Origin of the sequence: Bacillus sp. CFBP9009, from assembly GCF_036541465.1 — a bacterium.
In the GTDB taxonomy this organism is placed as follows: domain Bacteria; phylum Bacillota; class Bacilli; order Bacillales; family DSM-1321; genus Peribacillus.
In genome coordinates this window covers 273,389-288,169 of record NZ_JAZHFU010000004.1, presented here as the reverse complement: position 1 = coordinate 288,169, position 14,781 = coordinate 273,389, and the positions used below count along the sequence as shown (strand labels likewise).

The window sequence follows — 14,781 nt, the reverse complement described above, 5'->3', positions numbered from 1 at the left end:
ATATGAAAGTGATGAAAGAAAGAGTAGATGTATTACTTGTAGAACAAGGCTTGGCCGATACACGTGAAAAAGCGAAGCGTATGGTTATGGCTGGTCTTGTCTACGCGAATGAAGAGAGGTACGAAAAACCGGGGGAAAAAGTGCCGGTCGATCTCGAATTTACGATCAAAGGAAAAGTCATGCCTTACGTTTCAAGAGGCGGTCTTAAACTTGAGAAGGCATTAAGGGAATTCGATTTACAAGTGAATGGAAAAATACTGCTTGATATCGGTTCATCAACTGGTGGGTTCACGGATTGTGCATTGCAAAATGGCGCTCTAATGTCTTATGCGCTTGATGTGGGCTATAATCAACTTGCTTGGAAGCTTAGGCAGGATGAGCGGGTTAAAGTAATGGAACGAACCAATTTTCGTTATGTTACACCCGCCGATCTCGATGGGGAGATGCCAAACTTTGCAAGCATTGATGTTTCTTTCATCTCGCTTACGTTAATTTTACCGGTGCTAAAGACCTTGCTCGTCCCGAATAGTGATGTCGTTGCCTTGGTTAAACCGCAATTCGAAGCTGGGAAGGATCAAGTGGGTAAAAAGGGGATTGTTCGCGATCCCAAAATCCATAAACAAGTATTGGATAAGATCATTTCTTTTTCTATAAAGGAAGGCTATGATATTAAGGATGCCTCCTTCTCACCGATTACCGGCGGTGATGGAAATATTGAATTCTTACTTCATTTACACTGGCAAGGGTCGAAGGATGAAGGAGCGATATTGCTTTCGAAAACGGTTGACGACATCGTTGGAGAGGCCCATGCCCAATTTAAAAAAGAATAGTTAGAACTTTGTATGGGCTCCTTTGGCTGAATGGTTGGCTAAAGGAGCTTTTTAACTATAGATTGTGGTCATGCACTGAACCATTTAATGGTGGATACATAAAATAGGTACGTACAAAAAAATAGACTTGTATTCATTTTTAGAGAAAAAGTTGTACAATTGCATAAAAATCCGATAACATTAATATTAGCCACTTTCTAAAGCGGCCTATTTGCACGTACTGAAGATAACGAAGCAATCCCATATTGGGGCAGCTTGCTTAAGTAAGAAATGAAAGTGATACCATTACCATTAAATGAGCAACAGCAGTTGAGAAGAGGTGCTTCTACTTATGAATAAAGGACAACGACATATAAAAATAAGGGACATCATAACGAATAATGATATCGAAACCCAGGATGAGTTAGTTGAAGAATTGAAATTAGCTGGATACAATGTAACTCAAGCCACTGTTTCAAGGGATATTAAAGAGCTTCACCTTGTAAAGGTTCCTTTGACGGATGGAAGGTATAAATACAGTCTGCCGGCCGACCAGCGCTTCAATCCACTTCAAAAATTAAAGAGAATCCTTGTCGATGCATTTGTACGCATTGACTCAGCCAACAATTTACTGGTTATGAAAATGCTCCCAGGTAATGCCCAGGCAATCTGCGCATTGATTGATAATTTAAATTGGCAAGAAATACTCGGGACGATCGGCGGCGACGATACTTGTTTGATTATCTGCCGTTCTGAGGAAGATGCAAAGATCATTTCCGGCAAATTCTTGGACATGCTCTAATAATGTTGTGAGGTGACCTAGTTTGTTAACAGAACTATCGATTAGGAATTTTGCGATCATAGACAGCCTGTCCGTTTCATTTGAGAAAGGCTTGACGGTCTTGACAGGAGAAACAGGGGCAGGGAAGTCAATCATAATAGATGCCGTTCATCTTTTGGTTGGGGGACGTGGTTCTGCAGAGTTCATTCGGCATGGTGAGTCTAAGGCCGAAATAGAAGGATTATTCCAAATTGAAGATGAAAAACACCCGGTCTTTGCCAAAGCGGAAGAGTTTGGCCTGGATATGAATGATGGGATGGCGATACTTCGAAGGGACATCTCACAAAGCGGCAAAAGCGTTTGCAGGGTAAATGGAAAGCTTGTAACGATTTCCACTTTACGCGAGATAGGCCGGACATTGATAGATATCCATGGTCAGCATGAACATCAGGAATTAATGGATGAACGACTCCATCTTCCACTGCTCGATCAATTCGGCGGTGAAAAAATCGCATCTGCACTCACTGAATACCAAAAGCTATATAAACGTTATGAAACCGCTTCTAAGCAATTGAATGGCTTGAGCCAAAATGAACAGCAAATGGTCCACCGCCTTGATTTGATCCAATTTCAATTCGATGAAATCCAAAAAGCTGATTTGAAGTTACGCGAAGATGAAGAATTGATGGAAGAGCGGAAGAAAATTAATAATTTCGAAAAAATTCATGAAGCGCTGCAAACCAGTTATAATGCTTTAAATGGTGAGCAGCATGCAATTGATTGGCTTTCCGTAGCCATGAATAATTTGGAGGAAGCGGCAGGGCTTGATGAGGGTTTAAAGAATAGCTCTGAAACCGTTTCAAATAGCTACTTCCTGCTTGAAGAGGCCGTGTCAAACATCCGAGACCAATTAGACTCTTTGGATTATGATACAGAACGTGTGGAATTCATTGAAAGCCGCCTTAATGAAATAAATCAATTAAAGCGGAAATACGGGCGGACCATCGAGGAAATCCTGGAATATGGAGCCGCTATAGAAGAAGAAGTCGAAAAACTGCAAAATAGGGAAACCCATATAGCGAAGCTCGAAAAGGAAATGAAATCCATCAAGGCAGATTTAATTGTCGAAGCAAAGAATCTTTCTGAACTTCGCCAGAAATTCGCTCAGCAGTTAACCAAAAAGATCCATCAGGAATTAAAAGATTTATACATGGAAAAGACAATTTTCGAACCACATTTCCTTCAAACTGCTTATACTTTCGATGAATTGTCAGATAGGGGCATTAATCAGTCAGGCCTGGATTCGATGGAATTTTATATTTCCACCAATCCAGGTGAACCGTTAAAACCTCTTTCCAAAATCGCATCTGGCGGAGAACTGTCGAGGATCATGCTGGCTTTGAAAAGCATTTTCTCCAAACATCAAGGCATAACATCCATTATATTTGATGAAGTGGACACAGGTGTGAGCGGAAGGGTTGCACAATCCATTGCCGAAAAGATCTATAAAGTGGCAACCGGATCACAAGTATTGTGCATATCCCATTTGCCACAGGTGGCCGCTATGGCGGATACCCACCTTTTCATAGCAAAAAATGTAAGGGCCGGACGCACGAATACCTCGGTCAAGCCGCTAATTGAAACGGAAAAAGTAAAAGAAATCGGCAGGATGATTTCAGGAGTCGAGATAACGGATTTGACGAAGCAGCATGCCAATGAATTAATCCAGCTGGCCAAAAGGCTGAAGATTACATCATGAAGGGCCGGTAAGAAGATTATTTAAACTTATCATAAGCATTCATTGTAAAGCTATCCAAAAACGGATAGCTTTTATTTTTTGCACCTGTTATAAATGACTGTCATGAGGGCTAAATTAAAGGTGTAGCCATAAAGTTTCAGAGAGCGAGGAGAGTGAATGGATTGAAATTTATATGGATAAACAGGATCATCGGTGGAATTCTCCTTGTTTCGCTATTAACATTAGGGTTATACCAGCCATCTCGTGAATATTTTTTAATTCCAAATCATCTTGTACTATTTGAAGGAAGTCAATATAGCATTTCCAAATCATTGCCTGTTTCTGCAAAAACTTCGGGATCCAGTGATGGAATTTCGCTTCATGATGAACAAGCCTCGATTACGCTTGGTGCTGAAAAACCAGGTACGAATGAAGTGTTACTCGATGTAGCAGGCTTACCTGCCAAAAAGGTCGACATCAGGGTGTTAAAAGACTTTAAAGTCATGCCTGGAGGCCAATCCATTGGAGTAAAGCTTAATACTCTTGGGGTTCTCGTAGTAGGTCATCATCTTATTGATACTGCGCAGGGGAAAAAATCACCGGGAGAAAAAGCAAAAATTGAAATCGGTGATATTATTACAGAAATCAATGGTCAGACGATAAAGAAGATGGGGGATGTAACCCCTTTTGTTCAGCAGGCAGGTGAAAAGGGTGAGGCGTTGAATCTTGTCATTAACCGTGATAATGAAGTGCTTCATAGTACCCTATTACCTCTAAAAGATAAAAATGAAGGAACTTACAAATTGGGTTTGTATATCCGTGATTCGGCAGCTGGCATCGGAACGATGACGTTTTATCACCCGGATTCGAAAAAATACGGGGCGTTGGGACATGTCATATCCGATATGGATACAAAAAAGCCGATTGTTGTCAAGGACGGACAGATTGTTCAATCGACGGTCACATCCATCGAAAAGGGAAGCAATGGTGATCCGGGAGAAAAACTGGCACGCTTTTCTTCCAATAAAGAAAAAATAGGAAATATCAATCGCAATAGTCCCTTTGGAATTTTTGGGAAATTAAATCAAGATTTTAAAAATGGAATTAAAGATAAGCCACTCCCCATCACCCTTTCCCATGAGGTAAAGGAAGGACCAGCAAAAATCCTTACAGTGGTGGATGGTTCTGAAGTGGAGGAATTCGATGTTGAAATCGTCAGTTCCATACCACAGAAGTTCCCCGCAATTAAGGGAATGGTCTTAAAAGTGACGGATAAGGAATTGCTTCAAAAAACGGGTGGGATTGTTCAAGGTATGAGCGGCAGTCCTATCATACAAAATGGGAAATTAATCGGTGCAGTCACCCATGTATTCGTTAATGATCCTACAAGTGGGTATGGAGTCCATATCGAATGGATGTTAAACGAAGCCGGTATAAATATATACGACAAAGATAATTATGAAAAGGCAAGCTAAGAATCCGGGTATCCTTTTGGATGCCCCTTTTTAATGGAAAGTTATGATTAGCAAAGATTTTGGGTAGGAATAAATTGATTTCTTCAAAAAGTAGAGGTTTTTTTGAAACGATGTGATAAAATGATAACGATATGAAGATTTTTCGACAATCGCTTTATTCGAATAGCAAACGAAGTCGAAAACAAGAGATATCCGGAGAATAATATTGAATTCCTTATATTTTTTCAAAAATAAAAGGAATTTAGTTTCCATTGTCGAAAAGTTCAATTACAATAGAATTTAGTCATATAGAAAAAAAGACCAATTGTAGTTGAGGAGGAAATCAAGCGTGAAAAAAATTAAGGTGTGCGTTGTAGATGATAATAGAGAACTTGTTGGCCTTCTGGAAGAATACATTTCTGCACAGGATGACATGGAAGTAATTGGGGTGGCACATAACGGTCAAGATTGCCTGGGTATGCTTGAAAGCGTTGACCCGGATATATTGATCCTCGATATTATCATGCCTCATTTAGATGGATTAGGTGTGCTTGAAAAACTTCGTGAAGTAAAACGGGGTGCCATGCCTAATGTGATTATGCTTACTGCCTTTGGTCAAGAAGATGTAACGAAAAAAGCTGTTGATTTGGGTGCCTCTTACTTTATCCTGAAGCCATTTGATATGGAAAATCTGGCCAATCACATACGTCAGGTAAGCAGTAAAGGGCAGGCAGTTTTAAAAAATCATAGTCAGTTTAGCTATCGTCCCCAAAATGAATCCAAGCCGAAGAACCTCGATGCCAGCATCACAAGCATCATTCACGAGATTGGAGTCCCTGCACATATAAAGGGCTATTTGTATTTAAGGGAAGCCATATCCATGGTATATAATGATATTGAACTATTGGGTTCCATCACCAAAGTTTTATATCCGGATATCGCAAAAAAATACAATACTACGGCGAGCCGTGTTGAACGTGCCATCAGGCATGCGATTGAAGTGGCCTGGAGCCGTGGCAATATAGAATCCATTTCATCACTTTTCGGATATACCGTAAGTATGACTAAGGCAAAACCTACAAATTCCGAATTCATTGCCATGGTTGCCGATAAGCTGCGCCTCGAACATAAAGCTTCTTGACAAGGGTAGGGGGAACACCTGTTGTTAAGAGCCAGGGGTAACAATTGACCATATAAAGGCTAGAGCCGCTAAATATAAATAAGAACTCTCCGTCTGGCTGTAGGACAGGAAGAAGTTGCTTCGTGATTTTTTCTAATCGGCAACTTTAAATTTTTTACGCTGCCGGTTAAAAAAATTAAACGCCTTTTATTTATTGGATTTTTCAGGAAATCCCATAAATAAAAGGCGTTTTTGTTTGGTTGAAAAGCGGCACGAATTATTTTAGACGATGTTCGGGCTATATAGCTCCTTTTTTTAGTTTTCAGATTATGATTATAGGTATATTTAATCATAAGAAAAGGAGGGGAGTAAATGATTTGTGTGAAAAATGAGCATTTTGTATTGGAAGCGGATAACAGATTTGACGAAAGGAACCTTCTATGCAGAAAATAATCAACTGCATTTTATTAGAGTATTGAGCTAGATGAAAATAATTGCTGTTTCTGTTCATAACATTGGGATATAACCATTATTGAGAGAGGCGGCGTTTCTTCATGACCTTAATCTTTGCACATCGAGGCTCAGCAGGAACACATCCGGAAAATACGATGTCGGCGTTCAAAGAAGCTGCCCGTGTCGGGGCGGACGGAAGGAATTGAAACGGATGTCCAGCTCTCGAAAGATGGAGAAGTGGTCATCATTCACGATGAAAAGCTCGATCGGACCACGAATGCCTCGGGATATGTAAAAGATAGGACCTTGAAGGAGTTGAAAACCCTTAATGCGTCTTCAAACTATAAGGGTAAATTGGGTTTGGGTAAAGAAAAGATTCCTACACTTGAAGAACTATTTATTTGGCTTGACGATAATCAGCTTTTCTGCAACATTGAGTTAAAAAATACGCTTTTTCTGTATCCAGGCTTAGAAGAGAAAGTCATCCGGCTCATCCGTACTTACGAAATGGAGGAAGGGATTATCCTTTCTTCTTTCAACCATTACAGCTTGGTCAATTGCCATCAATTGGCACCTGAATTGGAAACCGCACCGCTTTATAGGGATGGTCTATACATGCCTTGGATATATGCCAAGGCAATAGGCGGAAGTGCAATCCACCCAAATATCCGGGCTGCCCCTGATGCACTAATTCAAGCATCTGTGAGTATGGGTGTTCCTGTACGGCCATATACCATTAATAAAGAAGCCGAGATGAAGAGGCTATTCAAATTGGGGTGCAGCGGCATCATAACCGATTTTCCCGAGGCAGCCGTACGGGTCAGGGAAGGATTGGAATCAAGATAAAGAAAGAAAGAAGGTGCCATATGATACATGGCACCTTTTTTTGCGTTAAAATTTATTGAACCTGCTTTGGACCTTATTTTGTTTTCGATCTCGATGAAGGACGAAGCCGGCGATGAAGGCTATTCCGCCAATCGTAATGAGCAGTCCTATTAAAAATTGCAGCCAAAGGACTGGATAGGGGGGCTGCAGAATACCGAACACCATGTCCCTCATTATTTTTATGCCATAGGCAGCAAAGGCACCGGGTATAAAAAGAATCAAAAAAGCGATTAAACGTTTCATGCGGTCAAATCCCTTCCGAAAATTCCGTCTTTAAAAAATGATAAAGGATATAAATTATTTGTCAAGTTTCGGGAATCTAGATAATGACTGGGAGTTGGTGGCTGTTTTTAAAGGGAGCCGATATGGTAAAATGGTGTGGAGTATGAAAAAAATTGCATAGATTGATCTAATAAAAGGGGTAATTATATCTTAAGGGGGATGGCTCATGCAAAAGGTCATGATAGTAGGGGCAGGAGTGGGAGGGACAACCGTGTTGAAACTCCTATCGGAAAGTGAAGTATTCTCCATTGTTTGTATGGCTGATACGAATGAATCCGCTGAAGGGATGCTTGCTGCAAAGGAACGAGGGATTCCTACAGTGACTAATTGGAGCCTGGGATTGGAGCGGGATTTGGACATCATTTTTGATACGACCGGAGACCCGTCTGTCTATAAAAAGATAAAAAGGGACATGGGCGAACAAACGATTCTCATTCCTGGAAGTGTCGCCCTCATTATGACTAAGTTGTTTGAAGAGAAAAATCGTTTAATAAGTAAATTGGAGAATACCTCGGCAAAAATGGACTTGATCCTTAATACGACCAGTGAAGGGATGGTGGTGATTGATCATGAAGGATTCATCATCATGTTCAATGATAGTGCCGAACGTGCAACTGACACAAAGCGCGAGGATGTGATAGGCAGACATATCAAAGATTTCATCCCTTCAACTGGATTGCTGCGAGTGATGCAAACGAACCAAAAAGAAGTGAATCAGGAAATCACCCTTAGCAATGGAATGGAACTCATAACGACAAGGATACCTCTTGTGAATGCCGATAAGGAAATCATAGGGGCTTTTTCCGTGTTTAGGAATAAAACCGAAGCTGTACAATTGGCGGAGCAGATCACCGATTTAAAAGAGATACAGACGATGCTCCAGGCGATCATTCAATCCAGTGATGAAGCCATATCTGTTGTGGATGATCAAGGCAGGGGGCTTTTGATCAATCCGGCATATACAAGAATTACCGGTTTAACAAAGACCCAAGTGATCGGTAAGCCGGCTTCCATCGATATTTACGAAGGTGAAAGTATGCATATGAAAGTGCTTCAGACAAAAAAGCCTGTTCGGGGTGTCAATATGCGTGTCGGCCCAAAACATAAGGAAGTGATCGTGAATGTTGCTCCAATCATTGTGGACGGGTGCCTGAAAGGGAGCGTTGGCGTCATTCATGATGTATCGGAAATTCAAGCCCTGACCCACGAACTCAATCGGGCAAGACAGATTATCCGGACATTGCAGGCTAAATATTCCTTTGATGATATAATTGGCGCTTCCGAAGAGATGAAGCTTCCCATTGAACAGGCGAAATTATCGGCAAGAACACCTGCTACTGTCTTATTAAGAGGGGAATCAGGGACTGGCAAAGAGTTATTTGCACATGCCATCCATAATGCGAGCGATAGGAAATTCAATAAATTCGTTCGTGTAAATTGTGCGGCCATTTCGGAATCATTACTTGAAAGTGAACTGTTCGGTTATGATGAAGGAGCCTTTACAGGGGCAAATAGGGGCGGAAAGGTCGGTTTTTTTGAAGAGGCAAATCAAGGGAGTATCTTTTTGGATGAAATTGGTGAATTACCAGCCAACATCCAAGCTAAATTACTTCGGGTTTTACAAGAAAAGGAAATCGTCAGAGTGGGGGGGACGAAGCCGATTCCCATCAATGTCCGGGTCATAGCCGCTACGAATATCAATCTCGAAGAGGCCATCGCAAATGGATCATTCAGGGAAGACTTATATTTCAGGCTGAATCGCATGCCTATTTTCATTGCTCCATTAAGAAAGAGAAAAGAGGATTTGAGAGAATTGGCGGAGCATTTGATTAATAAAATCAATCAGGAGTATGGACGAAGCATAGAGGGAATTACAGCAGCAGCTATACATAAGATGCAAATCTATAACTGGCCAGGTAATGTTAGGGAACTGGAAAACATCTTAGGACGGGCCATCATTTTCATGAAATTGAACGAGACGATCATTGATATACAGCATATTCCGGATTTTATCGAAGAGATTCCATTAAAACAAGAGAAATTATTAATGAAGCCTTCTGGCTACGTATCGGGCAAACCGCTCTCGGAGATAATAGACCAGTATGAAGCCGAAATCATTCAGCAAGCGTTCCATACCCACAAGGGAAATAAAACACTTACGGCAAAAGATCTTGGGATTTCTGTCAGAAATCTATATTACAAAATGGAAAAACTAAAACTGTGAAAATTTTTGCACGCAAGTAATTGCGCACTATGAAAAAAACTGCACGGAATTTTCTGATTTATTTTAATTTAAGCGAGACTCCACTTCTAACATGAAATTTTTTTCAATTTGTTATAGGCTATAGTTGCCCAACATATTAACCAGCATCTCCTTTTTTTGGATAAAAACGCTCTCATTATGTATTTTATTGGCATGTTATTTGCATATTTAGAGGTGTATGGATTTTTCAAGGGAACCATTCCCCATAGGGAAAATATCATGTGAGTAGCGGATTTTATTTAAAATGAACGTAGGAACAAGTAAGAATGAGGAGAAATTCAGTGTCCTCATATCTGACATGTATTAAAACATCTAGGGAGGATTCCTTTATGGAAATTTTTAAATATCTTGAGAAGTATGATTACGAGCAACTGCTATTCTGTCAGGACAAACAATCGGGTTTGAAAGCGATTATTGCCATTCATGATACAACATTAGGGCCTGCGCTTGGAGGCACACGGATGTGGACGTATGCATCTGAAGAAGATGCCATTGAAGATGCCTTAAGGCTTTCGCGAGGAATGACATATAAGAACGCCGCTGCCGGCTTGAATTTAGGCGGGGGGAAGACCGTCATCATCGGCGATCCGCGTAAGGATAAAAATGAAGAGATGTTCCGTGCATTCGGAAGGTATATCCAAGGGCTGAATGGGCGTTATATAACAGCTGAAGATGTAGGTACAACGGTTGAGGATATGGATCTCATTCATGAGGAGACTGATTTTGTCACTGGGATTTCCCCTGCATTCGGTTCTTCGGGTAATCCTTCCCCTGTAACTGCATATGGGGTATACCGAGGTATGAAAGCTGCTGCAAAAGAGGCATTCGGAACTGATTCTTTAGAAGGCAAGGTGGTTGCGGTCCAAGGCGTCGGGAATGTTTCTTATAACTTATGCCGTCACCTTCATGAGGAGGGCGCCAAGCTGATCGTTACGGATATCAATAAAGAAAGCGTGGCCCGTGCGGTTGAATCCTTTGGGGCGACTGCAGTGAATCCTGATGAAATTTATGGAGTCGACTGTGATATCTATGCACCTTGTGCATTAGGGGCTGTCATAAATGATCATACAATCAATCAAATCAAGGCGAAGGTCATTGCAGGTGCGGCCAATAATCAATTAAAGGAACCTGTTCATGGCGATCAAATTCATGAAAAAGGTATTATATATGCTCCTGATTATGTAATTAATGCAGGTGGAGTCATAAACGTGGCCGATGAGCTTTTAGGGTATAATCGGGAAAGAGCCCTTAAGAAAGTGGAAACGGTTTATGATACAATTGAAAGAGTCATCGAGATTGCAAAACGTGATCAAATCCCAACTTATAAAGCGGCGGATAGGATGGCAGAGGAGCGAATTGCTCGCATGAGGAATTCAAGGAGCCAATTCCTGCAAAATGAAAAACATATCCTGAATGGAAGAAAATGAATGTAATTTTACAAGATTAGATTCCTGTGTTTTTTTAAATAAACACAGGAATTTTCAACATGGATAACGTAATAAACATAGGGCAAGTAAAAATGGTGACAAAATGTATGTATTTGTGAGGAGGAGTGGTTTTGGCTGAAGAATTTGACCTCGTTATCCTCGGAGGAGGAACAGGCGGGTATGTGGCGGCAATAAGGGCTGCTCAATTAGGATTGAAAACGGCTGTCGTGGAGAAAGGCAAGCTCGGCGGAACGTGTCTACATAATGGCTGTATCCCTTCGAAAGCACTTTTAAGGAGTGCGGAAGTTTATCAGACTGCAGTGAAAAGTGAGGAATTCGGTATTGTTACCGGGGATGTAAAGGTAGATTTCCTTAAGGTGCAGGAAAGAAAGAATAAAGTGGTCGATCAACTCTATAAAGGAGTTCAGCACTTGATGAAACAGGGAAAGATAACGGTTTATGAAGGGTTAGGGCGTATACTTGGTCCTTCTATATTTTCACCGATGCCTGGGACTATTTCCGTGGAAATGAATGATGGCACTGAAAATGAAATGCTCATCCCCCAGAATGTCATCATTGCCACCGGATCGCGTCCGAAGACACTGCCTGGTTTAGCGATTGATGGGGAATTGGTGCTTACATCGGATGAAGCTCTAAAGCTTGAGAGCCTGCCAAAATCGATGATTATTGTAGGCGGTGGAGTTATCGGCATTGAATGGGCTTCGATGCTTAATGATTTTGGTGTGGAAGTGACAGTACTAGAATATGCAGATAGAATCATCCCGACAGAAGACCATGATATTTCCAGTGAAATGCTTCGTCTCCTGACGAAAAAAGGCGTCAAATTCGTTACAGGTGCCAAGGTATTGCCTGAAACCCTGAAAACGGATGATTCAGTATCCATTTCTGCTGAAGTCAAAGGTTCGGTAGAGGAATTCACAGCTGAAAAAATGCTGGTTTCCGTAGGCAGATCGGCAAATGTTGAAGGGATCGGCCTTGAAAATACGGAGATTGTGAAAGAAAAAGGTTTTATTGAAACCAATGACTTTTTCCAAACGAAGGAATCACATATCTATGCGATCGGTGACTGTATCGGCGGTCTGCAATTGGCACACGTTGCCTCCCATGAAGGTATTACGGCCGTTGAACATATTGCAGGCAAAAAACCGGAACCGCTGGATTATTCGCTCATTTCAAAATGTGTATATTCAAGCCCTGAGGCTGCAAGTGTCGGTTTGACGGAAGATCAGGCAAATAAGGAAGGCTATGACCTTAAAATAGGGAAATTCCCATTCCGTGCAGTTGGTAAGGCCCTTGTTTTCGGGGAAGCGGATGGTTTTGTCAAAATCATCGCCGATAAGAAAACGGATGATATACTGGGCGTTCATATGATCGGGCCACATGTTACGGATATGATTTCAGAAGCTGGACTTGCAAAAGTGCTTGATGCGACACCTTGGGAAATAGGCAAGACAATTCATCCGCACCCAAGTCTTTCCGAAGCAATCGGAGAGGCGGCCCTTGCTGTCGATGGACGTGCCATTCATTCATAAAGAATAAGGTCAGGAGGTTTTATGATGGTAGAAAAACGTCATGAACAATTAGGCTTAAATGAGGAAACGGTTTTAGATATGTACCGGACAATGCTTTTGTCCCGCAGAATTGATGAGCGCATGTGGCTTTTAAACCGATCCGGGAAAATTCCCTTCGTGATTTCCTGCCAGGGGCAAGAAGCTGCTCAGGTTGGGGCTGCGTTTGCGCTTGATCGGCAAAAGGATTATGTACTGCCTTATTATCGGGATGTAGGTGTTGTGCTTACCTTCGGAATGACCGCAAAAGACTTGATGCTTTCAGGCTTCGCGAAAGAGGAAGATCCCAATTCCGGCGGGCGCCAAATGCCTGGTCATTTTGGTCAAAAGAAAAATAGGATCGTCACTGGTTCATCGCCTGTAACGACACAGGTCCCGCATGCTGTCGGAATTGCCCTTGCAGGGAAGATGGAAGGTAAGGATTTGGTAACATTCGTAACGTTTGGGGAAGGTTCATCCAATCAGGGCGATTTTCATGAAGGGGCCAACTTTGCAGGTGTGCATAAGCTACCGGTCATTTTCATGTGTGAAAATAATAAATATGCGATTTCCGTTCCTATTGAGAAACAGCTATCGTGTGAAAATGTTTCCGACAGGGCGATTGGATATGGGATGCCTGGAATAACGGTGGATGGCAATGACCCATTGGAAGTGTATGCTGCGGTGAAAGAAGCGGCTGACCGTGCACGAAGGGGAGAAGGCCCTACACTGGTAGAAACCGTCTCATACAGGCTCACACCACATTCAAGTGATGATGATGACCGAAGCTACCGGACGGCGGACGAAGTGGCCGAAGCCAAAACGAAGGATTCCATAATGACATTTGGAGCCTATTTAAAAGAAGTGGGAATCATGGATGATGATCTTGAGAAACAAATGAATGATGAAGTCATGAAGATAGTCAACGAAGCAACCGATTATGCTGAAAATGCTCCATATCCGAAGGCTGAAAGTGCTATGAATCATGTGTATGCACAAAAGTAAGGGGGTAATAGAATGCCAGTGATTTCATATATAGATGCCGTGACAATGGCAATGAGGGAAGAGATGGAACGTGATTCCCGTGTATTCGTATTGGGTGAGGATGTAGGAAAAAAAGGCGGGGTCTTTAAAGCCACTAATGGTTTATACGACCAATTCGGTGAAGAGAGGGTCATCGATACCCCGCTCGCTGAATCTGCAATCGCAGGAGTTGGGATTGGAGCCGCCATGTATGGGCTTCGGCCGATAGCTGAGATGCAATTCGCTGATTTCATCATGCCTGCCATTAACCAAATCGTTTCAGAGGCAGCCAAAATCAGATACCGTTCCAATAATGACTGGAGCTGTCCAATGGTAATCCGTGCTCCATATGGAGGGGGGATTCATGGAGCTCTTTATCATTCGCAATCGGTTGAAGCGATCTTTGCCAATCAGCCGGGCTTGAAAATTGTGATGCCTTCCACTCCTTATGATGTAAAGGGTTTGCTTAAAGCTGCCATTCGCGACGAAGACCCAGTGCTTTTCTTTGAACATAAACGCGCGTACCGCTTGATCAAGGGTGAGGTGCCTACTGAAGATTATGTACTTCCCATCGGTAAGGCGGATGTGAAAAGGGAAGGGGAAGACATTACTGTCATCTCCTATGGCCTTTGTGTGCATTTTGCCCTTCAGGCAGCCGAAAAATTAGCTGCAGATGGAATTTCTGCACATGTTCTTGACTTGCGTACCGTCTATCCTTTGGATAAGGATGCTATCATAGAAGCGGCTTCTAAAACAGGGAAAGTATTACTTGTTACGGAAGATAATAAAGAAGGAAGCATCATGAGTGAGGTCGCAGCCATCATTGCCGAGCATTGCCTTTTTGATTTGGATGCCCCTGTAAAACGATTGGCCGGCCCGGATGTACCTGCCATGCCTTATGCGCCTACGATGGAAAAACAATTCATGGTGAATCCCGATAAAGTGGAAAAAGCAATGAGGGAATTGGCCGAGTATTAA

The 14,781-nt window shown here is 42.0% G+C and carries 11 protein-coding genes and 1 pseudogene; 11 read left to right on the top strand and 1 reads right to left on the bottom strand.

The features are described from left to right. The first annotated feature begins 2 nt into the window (after window positions 1-2). The 6 genes and pseudogenes from V3595_RS14505 (at window position 3) to V3595_RS14480 (ending at window position 7,201) form a co-directional block, all read left to right on the top strand. The gene (locus V3595_RS14505) at window positions 3-830 is read left to right on the top strand and encodes a TlyA family RNA methyltransferase (RefSeq protein ID WP_485907904.1); all 828 of its coding nucleotides are present in this window, start codon (window positions 3-5) and stop codon (window positions 828-830) included. Window positions 831-1,161: 331 nt separating this feature from the next. Then, a complete protein-coding gene (gene ahrC / locus V3595_RS14500; RefSeq protein ID WP_034308279.1) occupies window positions 1,162-1,611 on the top strand; it encodes a transcriptional regulator AhrC/ArgR in 450 nt (149 codons plus the stop codon). Between the two features lie 22 nt (window positions 1,612-1,633). Next, window positions 1,634-3,349: a DNA repair protein RecN gene (recN, locus tag V3595_RS14495; protein ID WP_148358711.1), complete on the top strand. Its 1,716-nt coding sequence runs from the start codon at window positions 1,634-1,636 to the stop codon at window positions 3,347-3,349. 161 nt (window positions 3,350-3,510) lie between these two features. Then, on the top strand, window positions 3,511-4,803 hold the full coding sequence (spoIVB, locus tag V3595_RS14490; RefSeq protein WP_485907903.1) for a SpoIVB peptidase: 1,293 nt from the start codon (window positions 3,511-3,513) through the stop codon (window positions 4,801-4,803). Window positions 4,804-5,131: 328 nt separating this feature from the next. Next, window positions 5,132-5,923, top strand: coding sequence for a sporulation transcription factor Spo0A (spo0A, locus tag V3595_RS14485; protein WP_137016177.1), 792 nt, complete (start codon window positions 5,132-5,134; stop codon window positions 5,921-5,923). A gap of 533 nt (window positions 5,924-6,456) precedes the next feature. Then, a pseudogene (locus V3595_RS14480) lies at window positions 6,457-7,201 on the top strand (glycerophosphodiester phosphodiesterase). A 45-nt stretch (window positions 7,202-7,246) separates the two neighbouring features. Here the strand turns inward: V3595_RS14480 and V3595_RS14475 are convergent. Continuing rightward, window positions 7,247-7,483: a DUF2627 domain-containing protein gene (locus V3595_RS14475; protein WP_101222519.1), complete on the bottom strand. Its 237-nt coding sequence runs from the start codon at window positions 7,481-7,483 to the stop codon at window positions 7,247-7,249. Window positions 7,484-7,688: 205 nt separating this feature from the next. Here V3595_RS14475 and V3595_RS14470 point away from each other — a divergent pair, with 205 nt between their 5' ends. The 5 genes from V3595_RS14470 (at window position 7,689) to V3595_RS14450 (ending at window position 14,781) form a co-directional block, all read left to right on the top strand. Continuing rightward, window positions 7,689-9,746 carry a sigma-54 interaction domain-containing protein gene (locus V3595_RS14470; protein ID WP_485907900.1) on the top strand — a complete coding sequence of 686 codons (2,058 nt, stop codon included), beginning with the start codon at window positions 7,689-7,691 and terminating at the stop codon, window positions 9,744-9,746. 368 nt (window positions 9,747-10,114) lie between these two features. After that, window positions 10,115-11,212: a branched-chain amino acid dehydrogenase gene (gene bcd / locus V3595_RS14465; RefSeq protein ID WP_485907898.1), complete on the top strand. Its 1,098-nt coding sequence runs from the start codon at window positions 10,115-10,117 to the stop codon at window positions 11,210-11,212. Window positions 11,213-11,343: 131 nt separating this feature from the next. Continuing rightward, on the top strand, window positions 11,344-12,765 hold the full coding sequence (lpdA, locus tag V3595_RS14460) for a dihydrolipoyl dehydrogenase (protein WP_421162640.1): 1,422 nt from the start codon (window positions 11,344-11,346) through the stop codon (window positions 12,763-12,765). Between the two features lie 24 nt (window positions 12,766-12,789). Next, a complete protein-coding gene (locus V3595_RS14455) occupies window positions 12,790-13,785 on the top strand; it encodes a thiamine pyrophosphate-dependent dehydrogenase E1 component subunit alpha (RefSeq protein WP_048679300.1) in 996 nt (331 codons plus the stop codon). Between the two features lie 12 nt (window positions 13,786-13,797). Then, on the top strand, window positions 13,798-14,781 hold the full coding sequence (locus tag V3595_RS14450) for an alpha-ketoacid dehydrogenase subunit beta (protein WP_048679296.1): 984 nt from the start codon (window positions 13,798-13,800) through the stop codon (window positions 14,779-14,781).